13 protein-coding genes are annotated in these 12,251 nt (G+C 60.3%); 5 read left to right on the top strand and 8 right to left on the bottom strand.

Features of this window, described 5'->3' with window-relative positions:
- From ACFFAR_RS12540 to ACFFAR_RS12505, 8 genes are all read right to left on the bottom strand, one after another.
- Nucleotides 1-337 (bottom strand): GNAT family N-acetyltransferase (locus ACFFAR_RS12540; RefSeq protein ID WP_375507948.1); only part of this gene is annotated, 337 nt, incomplete at its 3' end.
- A gap of 9 nt (nucleotides 338-346) precedes the next feature.
- The gene (lnt, locus tag ACFFAR_RS12535) at nucleotides 347-1,990 is read right to left on the bottom strand and encodes an apolipoprotein N-acyltransferase (RefSeq protein WP_375507947.1); all 1,644 of its coding nucleotides are present in this window, start codon (nucleotides 1,988-1,990) and stop codon (nucleotides 347-349) included.
- Between the two features lie 121 nt (nucleotides 1,991-2,111).
- Nucleotides 2,112-3,023 (bottom strand): HlyC/CorC family transporter, encoded by a 912-nt coding sequence (locus tag ACFFAR_RS12530; RefSeq protein WP_061998541.1) that lies wholly within the window; start codon nucleotides 3,021-3,023, stop codon nucleotides 2,112-2,114.
- 187 nt (nucleotides 3,024-3,210) lie between these two features.
- Entirely contained in the window at nucleotides 3,211-3,879 is a 669-nt protein-coding gene (locus ACFFAR_RS12525; RefSeq protein WP_375507946.1) for a gamma-glutamylcyclotransferase, read from the bottom strand.
- Between the two features lie 3 nt (nucleotides 3,880-3,882).
- On the bottom strand, nucleotides 3,883-4,350 hold the full coding sequence (ybeY, locus tag ACFFAR_RS12520) for an rRNA maturation RNase YbeY (RefSeq protein WP_174362802.1): 468 nt from the start codon (nucleotides 4,348-4,350) through the stop codon (nucleotides 3,883-3,885).
- Nucleotides 4,351-4,365: 15 nt separating this feature from the next.
- Nucleotides 4,366-5,454: a PhoH family protein gene (locus tag ACFFAR_RS12515; protein ID WP_061998544.1), complete on the bottom strand. Its 1,089-nt coding sequence runs from the start codon at nucleotides 5,452-5,454 to the stop codon at nucleotides 4,366-4,368.
- A gap of 32 nt (nucleotides 5,455-5,486) precedes the next feature.
- Nucleotides 5,487-6,848, bottom strand: a complete 1,362-nt coding sequence (gene miaB, locus ACFFAR_RS12510; RefSeq protein WP_174362803.1) for a tRNA (N6-isopentenyl adenosine(37)-C2)-methylthiotransferase MiaB — start codon at nucleotides 6,846-6,848, stop codon at nucleotides 5,487-5,489.
- A gap of 126 nt (nucleotides 6,849-6,974) precedes the next feature.
- On the bottom strand, nucleotides 6,975-7,940 hold the full coding sequence (locus ACFFAR_RS12505; RefSeq protein WP_061998546.1) for a LysR family transcriptional regulator: 966 nt from the start codon (nucleotides 7,938-7,940) through the stop codon (nucleotides 6,975-6,977).
- A 103-nt stretch (nucleotides 7,941-8,043) separates the two neighbouring features.
- Between ACFFAR_RS12505 and ACFFAR_RS12500 the strand changes: the two genes are divergently transcribed.
- From ACFFAR_RS12500 to ACFFAR_RS12480, 5 genes are all read left to right on the top strand, one after another.
- Nucleotides 8,044-8,427 carry a VOC family protein gene (locus tag ACFFAR_RS12500; RefSeq protein WP_174362804.1) on the top strand — a complete coding sequence of 128 codons (384 nt, stop codon included), beginning with the start codon at nucleotides 8,044-8,046 and terminating at the stop codon, nucleotides 8,425-8,427.
- A 16-nt stretch (nucleotides 8,428-8,443) separates the two neighbouring features.
- Complete coding sequence (locus ACFFAR_RS12495; RefSeq protein WP_061998548.1) at nucleotides 8,444-9,628, top strand: MFS transporter; 1,185 nt, start codon at nucleotides 8,444-8,446, stop codon at nucleotides 9,626-9,628.
- Nucleotides 9,561-9,908, top strand: a complete 348-nt coding sequence (locus ACFFAR_RS12490) for a pantoate--beta-alanine ligase (protein WP_174362805.1) — start codon at nucleotides 9,561-9,563, stop codon at nucleotides 9,906-9,908. Before ACFFAR_RS12495 ends, ACFFAR_RS12490 begins: the two co-directional genes overlap by 68 nt.
- A 502-nt stretch (nucleotides 9,909-10,410) precedes the next feature.
- Complete coding sequence (locus tag ACFFAR_RS12485) at nucleotides 10,411-11,271, top strand: FkbM family methyltransferase (RefSeq protein ID WP_375507945.1); 861 nt, start codon at nucleotides 10,411-10,413, stop codon at nucleotides 11,269-11,271.
- 578 nt (nucleotides 11,272-11,849) lie between these two features.
- The coding region (locus tag ACFFAR_RS12480; RefSeq protein ID WP_375507944.1) for a hypothetical protein at nucleotides 11,850-12,251 on the top strand (402 nt) is incomplete at its 3' end.

Raw genomic sequence — 12,251 nt, 5'->3', positions numbered from 1 at the left:
AACCCCCGGCACGCGCCAGCGTTTCGAGATGCAGCACCATCCCCGCACCTATGCCGCGTTTCATGTACGCCGGGTCCACGAAGATCGCATCGATCTTGCCGGTCGTGACATCGATCATGCCAGTGCCCGCAACGCGCTCATCCACGGTTGCAACGAGGAACCGTTCTTCGACGGCATCGGCGAATGCTTTCGATGTCGCCCCGCCTGTCCATTCGTCGAGTTGTTTGAGCGGATACGCGTTGATGCACTCGCTCATCACGGCGGCGCGGCGGATGCGCCACGCAACGTCGGCGTCGGCGCGCGTGGCTTTGCGGATGATGAAGGCGGGAGAATGCATATGCCGGTTTCAGCTCTTCTTGCGCCCCGGCGCGAACGCGAAGCCGAACGCCAGCAGCAGCAGCGACACCACGATCACCGTCATGTTGCCGCTCGTCACGTAAGGCGTGCGCCCGGATGTACCTTGCACGGTGGCATCGAGGGAACCCGTCGTGTAGACCGGAAGCCTTGCCACCACCGCGCCGTTCGCCGCGATCACCGCGGTCGTACCGGTGTTCGTGGAACGAAGCATCGGGCGGCCGGTTTCGATCGAGCGCATACGGGCCATCTGCAAATGCTGGTCGAGCGCAATCGTGTCGCCGAACCACGCGAGGTTCGTCGAGTTCACGAGGATGCCCGCGGGCGCTTCCTGCTCGCGAATCGTGCGCGCGATTTCTTCGCCGAAGATATCTTCGTAGCAGATATCGACGGCAATCGGCTGGTTGTGCACGAAGAACGATTTCTGCACCGGCGGACCGCGTCCCAGGTCACCGAGTGGAATGCCCATGAGCGCCACGAACCAGTGGAAACCCGTCGGCACGAATTCGCCAAAGGGCACGAGGTGATGTTTGTCGTAGCGGTAAACATCTTTCTGATTCGGGGTGATGCCGAACAGGCTGTTCGTGTAATCGGTCGCGCGGCCTTCGGGCGAAACCGTCACGCCGATAGCGCCGAACAGAATGGACGAGTTGGTGGTATCGGAGAAATTGCGCAGTGCCAGCGCGAGGTCTTGCGGCACTTGCACGGCGAGAACGGGGAACGCGGTTTCGGGCGTCACGATCAGGTCAGCCGGTTTCTCGGTGATCAACTTCTTGTAAAGCTGCAGCGACTGGTTCACGCCTTCCTGCTCGAACTTCATTTCCTGCTTCACGTTGCCTTGCAAGAGCCGCACGGTCAGCGGCGCATTTGCGGGAAGCGTCCATTCGACCAGCGACAGCAACATGCCCGCCACGACCAGCACGATCGCCACGATAAACGGCGCGAACTTCGCGAGCGGCGTGTCGCCATGCCGAAACGTATAGAAGCCCTGCACAAGCAACGCGGCCACGAGCGCCAGCACCCAGCCAACGCCATACACGCCCGCGATAGCGCCATAGCTTGCCAGCGGACCGTCGACCTGGGCGTACCCGCTCGAAAGCCATGGGAAGCCGGTGAAGACCAGTCCGCGCAGCCATTCGCCGAGGGCCCAGGCACTGGCGAACGCGAATGCGCCGTGCCATGTGGGGACGAAGCGCGGTTCATCGGCGGCGGGGATTACAGAGCCGTTCTCTTCATACCGCGCCCGTCCCGCACAAAACGACCAAAGAACGCCTGCAAGGGCCGGGTAGATCGCGATGTACATGGAGAACAACACGACCGCTGCGGCCGCCAGCGGCGCCGCCATGCCGCCGAAATCGTGCATGCTGACGTAAAGCCACCAGACGCCGGTGACGAAATTGCCGAAACCAAACGCCCAGCCGGTCAGCGCCGCGCCTTTCCATCCGCTGGTACGGGTGAGCCACGCAAAGAACAACGTGAAGATCACGAGTTCGATCCAGCCGCCATGCGGCGTGGGCGCGAATGAAAGGGTGTTCGCGGCGCCCAGGATTGCCGCGACGAGGTAATGCCAAAGCGGCAGGGACTGGGCGCTATCAATCCGGTTACTGCGCCGGAAGGCAAAACGGGAATCGGCCATGGATTACGAAATCGACTGGAAAGTAGGGGATGACGCGGCGTGACCGTCGCGCGTCATGGTGTGACCGGCAGCATGAGCACGCGGCGTGAAACGGGATTCATGCACGCGTTCATGCTCGTTCTCAATCGCGGTCTTCGTCGCTGTCGCGGGAGCGGCCATCGAGCGCCGGGGTATTGACCGCGCGCCGCACTCGCAGCACGTGAATCTGGCGGGCGTCGCCGCGCAGGATCTCGAACACGAAGTCGTCGATCTTCACCTTCTCCCCACGATGCGGCACGCGGCCGAATCGATGCGTCACCAGCCCGCCGATTGTGTCGACTTCGTCGTCGGAATAATGCGTGCCGAACTCTTCGTTGAACTGTTCAATGCCCGTGAGCGCGCGCACACGATGCCGGCCGTCAGGCGTGGCAATGATGTTGCCGGCTTCTTCGTCGAAGTCGTATTCGTCTTCGATGTCGCCAACAATCTGTTCCAGCACGTCTTCGATCGTGATCAATCCGGCCACGCCGCCGTATTCATCCACCACGATTGCAATGTGATTCCGGTTCACGCGGAAATCGTGAAGCAGCACATTCAGGCGCTTTGATTCAGGAATGAAAACGGCGGGGCGCAGCATGCCGCGGACATCGAATTCTTCTTCGTGGTAATAGCGCAGCAAGTCTTTTGCAAGCAGCACGCCGATTACGTTGTCGCGATTGCTTTCAAATACCGGATAACGCGAGTGCGCTTTTTCCAGCATGAAAGGGATGAATTGCTCGGGCGTTTCAGCAATGTTGATGGCGTCCATCTGGGCACGCGGAATCATGATGTCGCGGGCGCAGAGTTCGGAAACCTGGAATACGCCTTCGATCATGGAGAGCGAATCCGCGTCGAGCAGATTGCGTTCGTGGGCGTCCTGGAGAACTTCCAGCAGTTCGTCGCGAGATTCCGGCTCGTGCGAGATGAAATCGGTCAGGCGCTCGAGCAGCGTGCGCTTTTCCGGTTTGTCGGCAGGTTTGTCGGTATATCGTCGACTGGGATAGGCGTCGTTCATAGTGGGGCGTGCGGAGTGTTCCGAACGCAAAATCACGGAAAGTTAAGAATACACCAAGGAAATTTCGCGCCAATTGATCCGGCGCGAACGCGTGCTACATCGTGTGCAAACATCGTAACTGATAAATATGGGCGCAGTATGTCGGACGCCTGACGTTAGCCAATCGGGCTATGTCCGCCGAAAAACTTTATTCCTGCGATGATTCCGCATCCTTGCATCGTTGCAAAAGCGACTCCAGCGCACGGTCTGGCATGCCGCATTCTCGCAGCGCGGCCACGGTGCGGCTGACGTAGTCGAGCGTGGTGCCGTATCGGCCGGTCGCGCAGCCAAAGACGCGGCGCACGATCGGGTCGCCGAGCTTGCCGGTGTAAGTGGGCGCTTCACGGCGCATGACGAATGCGAGTGCATCGACACGGCGGCCATCGATCAACGTGCATGGCAACCATGCGACGCGATACGAATTCATCGCCATTTCGCGCCGCCACAGCACTTCGAGGTGCTCGTCGGCGCCCTCGGCCGCAAGCCGGAACGCCATGCCGGAACAGGAACCGCCCCGATCCAGCGCGAGGACGAGGCCCGGCTGTTCGGGCGTGCCGCGATTCACGCGCGACCATAAATACAGGCCGCGATGATATCCGTGCACCTTGCTGCGCACCGCTTCCACGGCCGGCAACCCCGGATTCCAGATCAGCGAGCCATAACCGAACAGCCACAAATCCGTCTTGCGATCCCAGTGTGCGAACGCTTTTTCGCGCGATGCCAGCAGTTCCGCGTCGGTAAGCAGGCGCGATTCGGCAAACACCGGCGGGTAGTCGGCGTCAGGCAATCCAGGAAGGGGGAGAGGTATGTCGGTCAAGGCTTAATCAGGCGGCAACGGCAAATAGGGATCGGTGAAACCGAGCTTTTGCATGATGCCGGTTTCGATCGATTCCATTTCGTCCGCCTCGGCGGAATCTTCGTGATCGTATCCTTGAGCATGCAGCGTGCCGTGCACGATCAGATGCGCATAGTGCGCGGCGAGCGGTTTGTTCTGCTCGCGCGCTTCGCGTTCCACGACCGGGCAACACAGGATCAGGTCGCCCGAAACCGGATCGTCTTCCGATTCGGCATACGCAAAGGTCAGCACGTTCGTTGCGTAATCCTTGTTCCGATACGACCGGTTGAGGGTGCGGCCTTCATCGGTATCGACGAAACGCACCGTCAGTTCCGCGTCCGCGAAGAGCGACGCCTTGATCCAGTTGGCGACCGTGGCACGCGGCAAAAGCGCCTTGTGCTCCGGATACGCCTTCGCGGCGGCAAATTGCAGCGTCAATGCAAGTTTCGGCATGACTTTATTCGCTGCTTACTTTGCCGCGGCCGCGTCGGAATCGCGCTGCGACTGCGCGTCATACGCTTCCACAATGCGCGCGACCAGCGGGTGGCGCACCACGTCCACGCTGGTGAAACGCGTCATCGCAATGCCGCGCACGTCCGCCAGGACATGTTGCGCCTCGATCAAGCCGCTCTTGTGACCGCGCGGCAAGTCGACCTGCGTGGTGTCGCCGGTGACGACGGCCTTCGAGCCGAAGCCGATACGCGTCAGGAACATCTTCATCTGCTCGGGCGTGGTGTTCTGCGCCTCGTCCAGGATGATGAACGCGTGGTTAAGCGTCCGCCCGCGCATGTACGCGAGCGGCGCGATTTCGATCATCTGGCGCTCGAACATTTTTGCGGTTTTATCGAAGCCGAGGAGGTCGTAGAGCGCGTCGTACAACGGACGCAGATAGGGATCCACTTTCTGCGCGAGATCGCCCGGCAGGAAACCCAGACGCTCGCCAGCTTCCACCGCCGGGCGAGTCAGGACGATGCGCTTTACCTGATCGCGCTCGAGCGCATCGACCGCGCACGCCACCGCCAGATACGTCTTGCCCGTACCGGCCGGGCCGATGCCGAAAGTCACGTCGTGCGCGATGATCTGCTTCAGGTATTCGCGCTGCATGGGCGTGCGGCCGCGCAGGTCCGCACGCCGTGTGTAAAGCTTCGGGCCCGGATCTTCCTCGTCGCCCAGGTCGATGGTGACGCTGGGTTCATCGAACGGATGATCGGGGTCGCCGCGAAAACGCGGATCGACGGGATCGGAATTCAGATTGTTCGATGGCTTTGCGGCATTCAATCCCCGCCGCGCCGCATTGCGCGCCTCGACCAGCGCCAGTTGAATGTCGTCCACGGACAGCGAATCCTTCGCGCGATTGTAGAAATTCTCGAGCGCCGTGAGCGCCACTTTCGCGCCGCGTCCGCGGATCGTGATCTTGTGACCGCGGCGCGTGAGCGTCACGTCGAGCGCCTGCTCGATCTGCCGCAGGTTTTCGTCGAGCGGGCCACACAGGTTGGCGAGCCGCGCGTTGTCGTCGCGCGGTGCGGTGAATTCCATATGCTGCTGAGCGGTCTTCAAGGCGAGAGTCGGGGTCCTGTCGAAGCTTCAGTTTAGTGAGTCGTGGCCGGCGTCAAAATCAATTCGCCGCGCAACGAATGGGGGTATGCCACGTTGATTTCTACATCGACCATCTGGCCGATCAGCCGTTTGTGCGACGAAATCGGCACCGGGAAATTCACCACACGATTGTTTTCCGTGCGTCCGGCGAGTTCGCTCGGGTCCTTGCGCGACGGTCCTTCCACCAGAATACGCTGCACCGAGCCCAGCATGGAATTGCTGATTTTCGCGACGTTCGCCTCGATGGTCGCCTGCAGATGCTGCAAACGCTTGAGCTTCACTTCGCGCGGCGTGTCGTCGTGCAGGTTCGCGGCGGGCGTGCCGGGACGCGGGCTGTAGATGAACGAGAAACTCGTGTCGTAGCTCATTTCGTCGATGAGCTTCATCATCTTCTGGAAATCGTCCTTGGTCTCGCCGGGGAAACCGACGATCATGTCGGTAGACAGCGACAGATCCGGGCGGATCGCGCGCAGTTTGCGGATCACCGACTTGTATTCGAGCACCGTGTAGCCACGCTTCATGGCCATCAGGATGCGGTCGGAGCCGTGCTGCACGGGCAAGTGCAGGTGGCTCACGAGCTTGGGCACTTTCGCGTAAGTATCGATCAGCCGTTGCGTGAATTCCTTCGGATGCGACGTGGTGTAACGAATCCGTTCGATGCCCGGAATCTCTGCCACATATTCAATCAACGTGGCGAAGTCGGCAATATCAGTGGAGTGCTGCGTCACCGGCCCGCGATACGCATTCACGTTCTGCCCGAGCATGGTGACTTCGCGCACGCCCTGGTCGGCGAGTCCGGCGATTTCAGTCAGCACGTCGTCGAGCGGCCGGGAGACTTCTTCGCCGCGCGTGTACGGCACGACGCAATAGCTGCAGTACTTGCTGCACCCTTCCATGATCGATACAAACGCGCTCGGGCCATCCACGCGCGCCGGCGGCAAGTGATCGAACTTTTCGATTTCGGGAAACGAAATGTCGACTTGCGAGCGTCCGCTGGAACGGCGTTTCGCGATCATGTCCGGCAGCCGATGCAAGGTCTGCGGGCCAAACACCAAGTCCACGTAGGGCGCGCGGGAAACGATCGCCGCGCCTTCCTGGCTCGCCACGCATCCGCCCACGCCAATGATCAGGTTCGGATTCGCTTCCTTCAATTCACGCACGCGGCCGAGGTCAGAGAAGACCTTTTCCTGCGCTTTCTCACGCACGGAGCACGTGTTGAAGAGGATCACGTCCGCGTCTTCCGGCGTGTTTGTCTGGATGAGGCCATTGGCTGCGTTGAGGACGTCGACCATTTTGTCGGAGTCGTACTCGTTCATCTGGCAGCCGAATGTCTTTACATAAACTTTCTTGGTCATGAATTTCGCCGGTCGCAGTGATTAGTCTGGGGGCGCGGTGTTTGATGCGTTGAAGGGATTCTTTCACGTGTTTTAGCGCTGATTCAGACCTGTTCGGCCGAAATTCGCGCATCGTTTAGCCCATTATTATAGCGCCCGCTCGACTTCTCGCCCGGGCTGGCCGGGCGGGTAGGCCAGGTCGCCGAGCAATTCTTCCGTCGCGCGCGCGAAGCGTTCGGTGAGGAAATCCAGCAGAACGCGTACGCGCGGCGCCATGTACCGGTTCGCGTGGAACAGCGCATGGACCGCCGCCTCGTGCGAACACCAGTCGGCGAGCAGCATTTTTAGCGCGCCGGAGCGGACATCGGCGGCGATATCCCATATCGATTTGTGCGCGATGCCTTGCCCCGCCAGCGCCCACGCGCGGGACAAGGCGCCGTCGTTGGTTTCCCAAGCGTCGGCAAGCGGGATGATGTGGGAATACCGCTCGTCGCCGCGCACGAAGTTGATTTCGTTCAGCGTACCCGTCGATGTCACCAGCACCGAGAACGAATGCCCGGCGAGATCGGCGGGTGTTTTCGGCTCGCCGTGCTTCGCCAGATATTCCGGCGACGCGCACAGCACACGCCGGTTTGGCGCGAGGCGGCGCGCGACGAGGCTGGCATCGGGCGGAAGTCCGAAGCGGATCGCCAGGTCGATGTCCTCGCGCAACAGGTTCGACACCGAATCCGCCAGGGTCAGCGCGAAGCTGACGTCGGGGTGAATCCGGCTGAATTCGTCAAGCCAGTGGCAGAGCAGGTTACGACCGAAATCCGATGTTGCCGAGATCCGCACTTTGCCGCGCACGAGGTTCTGCCCGGCGTGCAGCGCGGCTTCGCCGTCTTCAATGGCCTGCAGCGCGATCCGGCAATGCCTGAGATAAAGCTGGCCTTCGTCGGTGAGGCGGAGCTGGCGCGTGGTGCGCTCGAACAATCGCGCCGTGAGGGATTTTTCCAGCTTGAGCAGGCGCGCGCTGGCGGCCGCCGGCGACAAACCCAGCTTCCTCCCCGCCGCCGACAAGCTGCCGAGCGCCGCGGCTTCAACGAACAGGCGCATATCACCGAGTCGATCCATCGTCACTCTCAATTGCAATTTGATAATGCTTCAAATGCTACGCCAATTATCAAAACCCTTCCTATAACGGAGAATTTGATGCATTGCAGCGTAGGAAGTCGATATGAAGCTGGATCACGCCACCATCGTCACGCCCGATTGCGAGCCCATGCGCCGTTTTTTCACCGACGTAGCCGGCATGACCATCGGCCCGCGTCCGCCGTTCGGCATTGGAGGTTGCTGGCTGTATCTGAACGGCACGCCGGTCGTGCATCTGGTCGAAAGCGGGTCGGTGCTTGCCGCGCCGGCCGGAGGGCGAGCGGCGACGCGTATTGACCACATTGCGCTGCGCGTAACCGATGAAGCCGAATGGCAAACCTTGCTCGCGCGTCTGCACGAGCATGCCGTGCCGTTTTCCGAAGCCGACGTGCCGGTTTCCCGCGAACGCCAGTTGTTCGTGCAGCTTGCGCCCGGCGTGGTCGTCGAATTTGTCGTCCAGCTTTCTTAATACCTAGGACCTTCCCATGCCTATCCCACTTCTAGCGCTTGCCATCAGCGCCTTTGCCATCGGCACGACCGAGTTCGTGATCATGGGCCTGCTGCCTGATGTGGCCCGCGATCTGGCTGTATCGATACCGTCTGCCGGCTTTCTCGTCACCGGCTACGCGCTTGGCGTGGCCGTCGGCGCGCCGCTGCTTGCCGTACTCACCGCAAAATTGCCGCGCAAACTTTCGCTGCAATTGCTGATGGGCGTATTTATCGTGGGCAACGTCTTGTGTGCCATGGCGCCCGGCTATTCGATGCTGATGGTGGCGCGCGTGGTGACATCGTTCGCGCACGGCTCGTTTTTCGGCATCGGCGCGGTGGTCGCGGCGTCGCTCGTTCCGGCTGAAAAGCGGGCAAGCGCGATTGCGCTGATGTTCACCGGGCTCACTCTGGCGAACGTGCTGGGCGTGCCGTTCGGGACGTTTGTCGGGCAGCAGTTCGGATGGCGCGCGACGTTCTGGGTGGTATCGGTGCTCGGGCTCGTGTCGCTGATCGGTGTGGCTGCGCTCGTTCCCAACAAACACGATTCAGGACCGTCGAACTTCGGCCACGAACTGCGCGTGCTGAAAGAGCCGCAAGTCTGGCTGGCACTGGCCATGACGGTGCTCGGCTTCGGCGGCGTCTTTGTGGTGTTCACCTACATTGCGCCGATCCTCGAGCAGGTCAGCGGCTTCGGGCCCCACGGCGTGACGCTCGTGCTGGTGCTGTTCGGCGTTGGACTCACGATCGGTAATACGATCGGCGGGAAGCTCGCCGACCGGGCGCTGATGCCGTCGCTGATGGGCATTCTTGTCGCGCTCGCCATCATCATGGCCGTGTTCGCAAAGACGAGTCACAACCAGATCCTCGCCGCGATCACGATTTTCATCTGGGGCATTGCCGCGTTTGCGACCGTGCCGCCGCTGCAAACGCGGGTGGTGGAGAAGGCGAAACACGCGCCGAACCTGGCATCGACGCTCAATATCGGTGCGTTCAATCTGGGTAACGCCGGCGGCGCGTGGCTCGGCGGCGTGGTGCTGCAGCAAGGTCATCCGCTGGATTCGCTGCCGTGGGTTGCGGCGGTAGTGGCGATCGTGGCGCTCGCCGTGACGTGGTATGCAGGCCGTCTCGATGGCCGTGGCCAGGCGCCCGCGCGCTTTGCCCCCGGAGACTGTCGCGGCTGAGACCATGCGCGACGCCAATGGCCTCGCGCTCAGTGCGCGCAATTGTTATCTGCGGCCGTCCGAGTGCGCCGAAGCACCGGAACCCGCCAGGACGCTTAATCGCGTGCGCGCCGCTGTGTTGTCAGGCAATCGCGACTTTGCGTCGATTAAAAAAGATGCGGTGCATACTCGGGCCAAGCGCGCTGGCAGCAGGATTACATTGCAAGAACCGGCTGCCACCGCTCCAAATCTTTCCTCACGCTTAGGACAGGTACGCTGCGTTCGCTACCGGATGACGTGATGTCCCATTCTGCGAGCAATGCAAACGGATTCAACACCAGACGGCCCTGTGCTGTGGTCGAGAGGCAAGCCAATGCCGATCGCTCGGTCGAGGCCCCGCTGGTGACTTCGGTCAGCACATGGCCGATCCCGCTGACTTATGCGCGTCGGTCTGCAGTGCGATGTTCCTTTCGCACGTGTGCGTGCGCGGAGCGACGTCCATATCTTCCGCGATCAGGGATTTCGTTAACTATTGTCAATGCTCAGGAATGCGTCGAATACCGTTTTATACTACTGATATCCGGGGCGCGGCTGGTCGTGTTTCGGCATGTCTGGCACGACGGCGTCCTTGTACACATTGCCTAGTACAACGAACGTTTTTTCAGGCCGGTCAGCGACCAACGCATTGACGCGCTTTAGTGAGATCGGGTCGTTTCGGGAACTGCGGGACTGAGATCGGACGCCTCATCGAATTTATGACGCGCGATACATTCCTTCTTCAAGATCAGAAAGAACTTCAGCACATGAACTTATCGACCGATAGGCCGCCTGAAAGGCAGATTATGCAAGTTGCCGAACCCTATACGTTGGTTCAAGCCAGGCATGGATGGATGCTCGCAAACCCCAGCGACTTCTACATCGGCAAAGCGATGCTCGAATACGGCGAGTATGCCGAGATCGAAGGGCAGTTTCTGAGCCAGTTGTTTGTTCGCCCGGGTGCTGTCGTCGAGGTTGGTGCCAATGTAGGCACGCATACCGTTGCGCTCGCCAGACAGGCGGCCCAACAACGACGTGAGATGTTCGCTTTCGAGCCGCAACCATTCATTTTCCAGAACTTGTGCGCCAATCTTGCACTTAATGGCATTACGAATGTACGCGCATGGCCCTGGGCGTGTGGGGCTAAAGCAGAGACCGTGTACTTTTCCTCGCCTGACTACAACGCACCGGGCAACTTCGGCGGCGTATCCATGCATGCAAGCCCGGCTAATCAGGACATTGCAATACCTTGTGTTCGTTTGGACGACGTACTTGCAGACCACCCAGTCGGCCTGATTAAAATCGACGTAGAGGGCTTTGAACTACATACGCTGCACGGGGCCGTTAATCTTCTGGCCGCATCGCGCCCTGTACTGTATCTGGAGAACGACCGGGATGATAAGTCGCAGGCGTTGATCGAATGGCTATGGAGCCAGGACTATCGGCTCTGGTGGCACATTCCGCAGCTGTTCAATCCAGCAAACTTCTTCGGCATCCAGGAAAATATCTACGGCAATGCCGCGTCCTTCAATATGCTTGCTCTACCACGAGAGGCCGATATACCCGTAATCGGTCTCCCGGAAGTCACCGACGCGACTTATCATCCGCATCAGGAAGGGGCGTCATGACAGACTCGAGGCTTTCTTGGCGTGCTCGGCGTTATCAGCTAGTGTGGTTCGTATCCAATGTTATCGGGCCGTCTCAAACAAACGTGTGCCCTTTTCTTTAATGTAGTCTCAAGCGCGCCGCTGTTGTTAGCTGTTGACAGGCCTTCACAGCTTTCGGACACAGGCAATGGGCCACCGAGATGATTATTTTGCACTCTTTTATCCGCAGCAGCGATGGGGTCTGCTGCGACGGCCTGGTCAAGGTTGAATCGGCGGCGATTTTGGTATGCGCCGGAAATAAATTTAATCCAAACATTCGAGAAGATCTCCGGTCAAATTCACGCCACCGGCGGGATATTGGCGCGACTAGGCAGAGGATCAATGCCGAAAGGACCAATTCCCCGATGGACGACCAGGTCGGTCAAGATACTGTTGCATTACTGCATTGTGGACCGGCCGATGCGCTCTGACATTCCCTGTGGGTCGATGTCATTGACCCGGCGACCTCAACCGATTAGCGTGTCGTGCGCGCCGCAATTCGTCACCAAGTAGCTGATTGCTGCAATCTGCGCTTCAACACGCTTTTCGACCGGGGTTTTATGGAAGACATCACGCTGAGCCAATGCCTGAGGGGCGCATGGCGCGACGCCGCGTTGTCCGTGCGGCGCATGCCCACGCTTTTCCTGCTGGCGTTCGTCCTCGTGCTCGGCACGGGCATCGCCGGATATCAGGAACAACTTTCAGCGCCGCCTTCGGCCAGTCCGCTTTCATCGATGACCGATGGCAGCGCCGTCCACGGCGCCGCGCTGGGTCATTCGCTCACATCGCTCGGACTCGCGTTCTTGCAGTCGCTCGTGATCGCGGTGCTGGCGGTTCAGGTGATTCGCTTCTCGATGACGCTGCACGCAAAGCCGGGTGGCAATGACGTGGAAGCACAGCCAAAACGCCTCTGGGACGCCGGTTTCCGCCGATATTTCCTGCTGTGCATCGCATTGGTCGCG

Source organism: uncultured Caballeronia sp. (genome assembly GCF_964243625.1).
Lineage (GTDB): Bacteria > Pseudomonadota > Gammaproteobacteria > Burkholderiales > Burkholderiaceae > Caballeronia.
Note: the sequence above shows the minus strand (reverse complement) of the source record. Positions and strands in the feature narration are given on the sequence as shown.

Bases quoted from the DNA above. Each gene is read 5' to 3' on its own strand.
- ybeY (WP_174362802.1), bottom strand. From the start codon at position 4,350: ATGCCGAAACTTGCATTGACGCTGCAATTTGCCGCCGCGAAGGCGTAT.
- ACFFAR_RS12500 (WP_174362804.1), top strand. From the start codon at position 8,044: ATGAAGCTGGATCACGCCACCATCGTCACGCCCGATTGCGAGCCCATG.
- lnt (WP_375507947.1), bottom strand. From the start codon at position 1,990: ATGGCCGATTCCCGTTTTGCCTTCCGGCGCAGTAACCGGATTGATAGC.
- ACFFAR_RS12485 (WP_375507945.1), top strand. From the start codon at position 10,411: ATGAACTTATCGACCGATAGGCCGCCTGAAAGGCAGATTATGCAAGTT.
- ACFFAR_RS12495 (WP_061998548.1), top strand. From the start codon at position 8,444: ATGCCTATCCCACTTCTAGCGCTTGCCATCAGCGCCTTTGCCATCGGC.
- ACFFAR_RS12505 (WP_061998546.1), bottom strand. From the start codon at position 7,940: ATGGATCGACTCGGTGATATGCGCCTGTTCGTTGAAGCCGCGGCGCTC.
- ACFFAR_RS12490 (WP_174362805.1), top strand. From the start codon at position 9,561: ATGCAGGCCGTCTCGATGGCCGTGGCCAGGCGCCCGCGCGCTTTGCCC.
- ACFFAR_RS12530 (WP_061998541.1), bottom strand. From the start codon at position 3,023: ATGAACGACGCCTATCCCAGTCGACGATATACCGACAAACCTGCCGAC.
- miaB (WP_174362803.1), bottom strand. From the start codon at position 6,848: ATGACCAAGAAAGTTTATGTAAAGACATTCGGCTGCCAGATGAACGAG.